This is a genomic window from Trueperaceae bacterium (assembly GCA_036381035.1).
GTDB lineage: Bacteria > Deinococcota > Deinococci > Deinococcales > Trueperaceae > DASRWD01.
Window position 1 is genome coordinate 1 of record DASVDQ010000013.1, and the last position, 3399, is coordinate 3399.

At 71.7% G+C, this 3399-nt stretch carries 3 protein-coding genes; 1 reads left to right on the top strand and 2 read right to left on the bottom strand.

Translation table 11 applies throughout. The features are described from left to right. The coding region (locus VF202_01715; GenBank protein HEX7038812.1) for an EAL domain-containing protein at positions 1-425 on the top strand (425 nt) is incomplete at its 5' end. A 78-nt stretch (positions 426-503) separates the two neighbouring features. Here VF202_01715 and VF202_01720 read toward each other — a convergent pair. Together VF202_01720 and VF202_01725 are read right to left on the bottom strand one after the other, a co-directional pair. Then, positions 504-2531: an ABC transporter substrate-binding protein gene (locus VF202_01720; protein HEX7038813.1), complete on the bottom strand. Its 2028-nt coding sequence runs from the start codon at positions 2529-2531 to the stop codon at positions 504-506. Positions 2532-2634: 103 nt separating this feature from the next. Next, positions 2635-3399 (bottom strand): hypothetical protein (locus VF202_01725; GenBank protein HEX7038814.1); only part of this gene is annotated, 765 nt, incomplete at its 5' end.

The window sequence follows — 3399 nt, forward strand, 5'->3', positions numbered from 1 at the left end:
TCGCCACGCGGGCCGTCGAGGGCAGCCACCTGCCCGCCAGCACGTTCCCGATCGTCGAGGCGATCTGCGCGATGGCGCACAAGCTGGACAAGCACGTCGTCGCCGAGGGGATCGAGACGGCCTACCAGCGCGACTTCCTCAAGCGGCTCGGCGTCGACTACGCGCAGGGCTACTTCTTCGCCAGGCCCATGTCGTCGGCCGACGCCGAGCGGGTGCTACGACGCGTCACCGAGGACGACGAGAGGGAGAGGCGCCTGCGCGAGCGCGAGCGCCTCCCCGCGGGCGGGCCCGAGCTGCCCGCCCCGCTGCTCGTGGCCGACGAGCTGCCTACCTCCCCCGCGCCGGTCCAGCCGCTGCGCACCGGCTACGCCGGCCTCGACGACCTCCTGCTCCACGACACGGACCCCAAGACGCCCCCGAACTGAGGCGCATGGCGCCCCTCGACCGGCGGCCAGGCGAGGGGTGCGTCCCGTATGGGGTGGAGCGACCGGCGGCGTCGCCCGTCAGGGCCGCTGCGGCGCCTCCTCGGGGACCAGCGTCCTCACCAGGCGCGCGGCCGAGACCTGCTCGCTGAGGGTGGGGCCCCACTCCGCGCTGGTGTCGACGAGGCTCACGTAGAGGGTCTGGTCGGCGAGCTGGTGCGCCTCGTCGAAGGCCAGCGCGCCCTTCGCCGTGGTGAACGGGACCCCGCTGGCGAGGACCTCGGCGAGGGCGCGCGGGTCGTCGCTGCGCGCGCGGGCGGCGGCCTGCTGGAGGATGCGCAGGGCCTCGTAGGTGGTCCAGGCGGTCGGGTCGGCGGGCTGACCGAAGCGCGAGGTGTAGCGCTGGTTGAACTCGCCCGCGCTCCCGTCGACCAGCGTGGTCTCCCAGGCCAGTACGCGGGGCGTCTCCGGGGCGACGCGGTACTCGACGCTGGCCGCCAGGAAGTTGCGGGTCTGAGCGGCGTCGTACGGGTAGGGGGCGAGCAGGGCCTCTCCGCCCCTGTCGCGGTAGCCGCCCATGAAGACGAGCTGCTCCGCTGGCGGGAGGATCACCAGAACCGCGTTGGCGCCCGACTCCGCGAGCCGCCGGTACGCGCCCTCGAAGGTCGGATCGGCGCGGTCGACGGCGATGCCGTCCACGACCCTCTCGCCCAGCTCGAAGAGGGTGGCGGAGGCGAGGCGCCCCAGCTCCTCGCCGAGGGGGTCGTCCACCTGCACGACGAACCAGTCGAGCGGCATGTCTCCGGCTCGTTCGCGGAGCGCCCTGGCCAGGGCCGCCACGTACCCCGCGGGCGACGGTGCCACGTGGAACACGTTCCATGTCGTCCCCTCGGCCGTAGCCGGGTAGGCCGAGCCGACGTCGAGGAAGAGCACGTCGTGCGCCGTCGCCACCTCCGCGAGCGCCTCGGCCTGACCCTCGCCGACGCCGCCCACCAGCACGTCCACGCCGTCGGCCACGACGAGCCGCTCGGCGGCGCGCCTGGCCGCCTCGGCGCTAGGGGAGCTGGCGTAGTGGAAGACCAGCGCCACGTCGGTGGCGTCCTCCTCGGACTCGATGAGCCCCTCGGCGAGCTGGGCGCCGCGGACAGCGGCGGTGCCGATGATGTCGTTGATCGCCGCGAAGTACGTGTGTCCCCCCGTGGGCGCAGGCAGTACCACGCCGACGTCCACCACGGTGCCGACCTCCGGCCGCAGGACCTCGCCATCGAACGGCCGCGGAGCCTCCACGGTGGGCACCGAGTACTCGGCCAGGATCGCCTGTATCTCGTCCCAGCGCGCGACGATCGCGCGGTTCAGCAGCTCCTGCAGGGCCGTGTCCTCGCGCCTCACGCCCATGGTCATGGGCTGGACCTGGAACGTGCTGGGCGGCTCGAACTCCGGCTGGATCGGCTTGACGACGAGGTCGACGGCGGCGCGCTCGGCCCAGTAGGCGGTGCCGGGCCCCCAACCGAAGCCGACGTCTATCTCGCCGTCGGCCACGGCTCTGACGAGGACGGCTAGGCGGTCGTCGGAACCCACGGTGCCGCCGTAGACGTGCGTGATGTTGGCCAGGAGGCCCCGGTTCGTCAGCGCCTCCTGCGGCGGCGTGCCGATGCCGTGGACCCCGAGCCGCAGCGAGGCGAGGTCGGGGTCGTCGAGCGAGTCGATGTCGTAGCCGGCGTCGGCCCGGTAGACCATCACGTAGGGGCTCGAGTAGTAGGTCAGCGTGTTGAGCCCCCGCTCGAAGCCGTCGGGGATGCCGAGGATCACGTCGCAGAGCCCTTCGGCGAAGTGGAGGTTGATGAGGTCCTCGTTGAAGGGCGTCCAGTCGTAGGTGACGTGGGCGCCCATCTCCTCGGCGAGCAGGTCCGCGATGCGGTTCTCGTAGCCAGGCTGGTCCATGTCCGAGAACGGCAGGGCCTGGGGTGGCGCGCAGACGCGCAGCTCCCATCGGCCCTCCGCGGGCTGGGCCAGTGCGCCGGGGTTGACCAGTGTCAGCGCGGCGAGCGCTGCGAGGAACAGTGGGACCGCGCGGCGGCCCGGCTGGCGTTCTCTGCCGAGGAGGTGCATGTCTCTCCAGTCGATACTGCGCATCACAAGATTTCGTGCGGAGGGCTGGGAGGCCCTCCGCACTAGATGAGGGCCCAGAAGGCCCGCTACAAGGGGCTCTCGCTCAGGGGAGCCCGAAGACGTAGAGCGTCGTGCCCGCGCGGCGGTAGCGGCCGGCGTTGTCCGCTTCCGTGTCCTGACCGATCTGCGGGTCGCTGGGCGCCTTGGAGGTGACGACGGCGATGTACTCGCGGCCGTCGGGGCCCAGGAAGGCGATCGGCGAGCCGCGGAAGTCGCCGCCCGTGCGGAAGGTCCAGACGACCTCGCCGTTGCGCGCGTCGACGGCGCGGAACAGGCCGGCGTCGGTGCCGCCGAAGACGAGGTTGCCGGCGGTGACCATCACGGGCTTGTTGTCCCTGCCGATGGCGGCCTTGAGGCCCCAGACCTTCTGGTTGGTCACGGGGTCCCAAGCCTGCAGCTCGCCCGACCAGCCGCCGGGGCCGTCCTGAGTGTCGGAGAACCGCATCAGGACGTAGCTCTCGCCGGGGGCGTACTCGCCCTCGGTCCCGGTGAAGGTGGCGCAGCGGTTCTCGGCCTGGAAGTAGAGCAGGCCGGTCACCGGCGAGTAGGCGTCGTTGTACCAGTTGTTGCCGGCGATGAAGGGGCAGACCGACTCAGGGGTGGGCGTGTCGGTGTAGACGATCGTGTCCGGGTTGTAGATGGGCATGCCCGTCTCGCGGTCGACGCCCTCGTTCCACGTGACCGTGGTGTACGGCTGCGGGTCGTTGATGACCTCGCCGGTCAGGCGGTCGATGACGTAGAACATCCCGTTGCGGGCGGCCTTCACGATGACGTGGCGCAGTTCGCCGTCGATGACGATGTCGGCGAG

Coding starts and splice junctions, on each gene's coding strand:
- VF202_01720 (HEX7038813.1), bottom strand. CDS start 2,531: ATGCACCTCCTCGGCAGAGAACGCCAGCCGGGCCGCCGCGCGGTCCCA.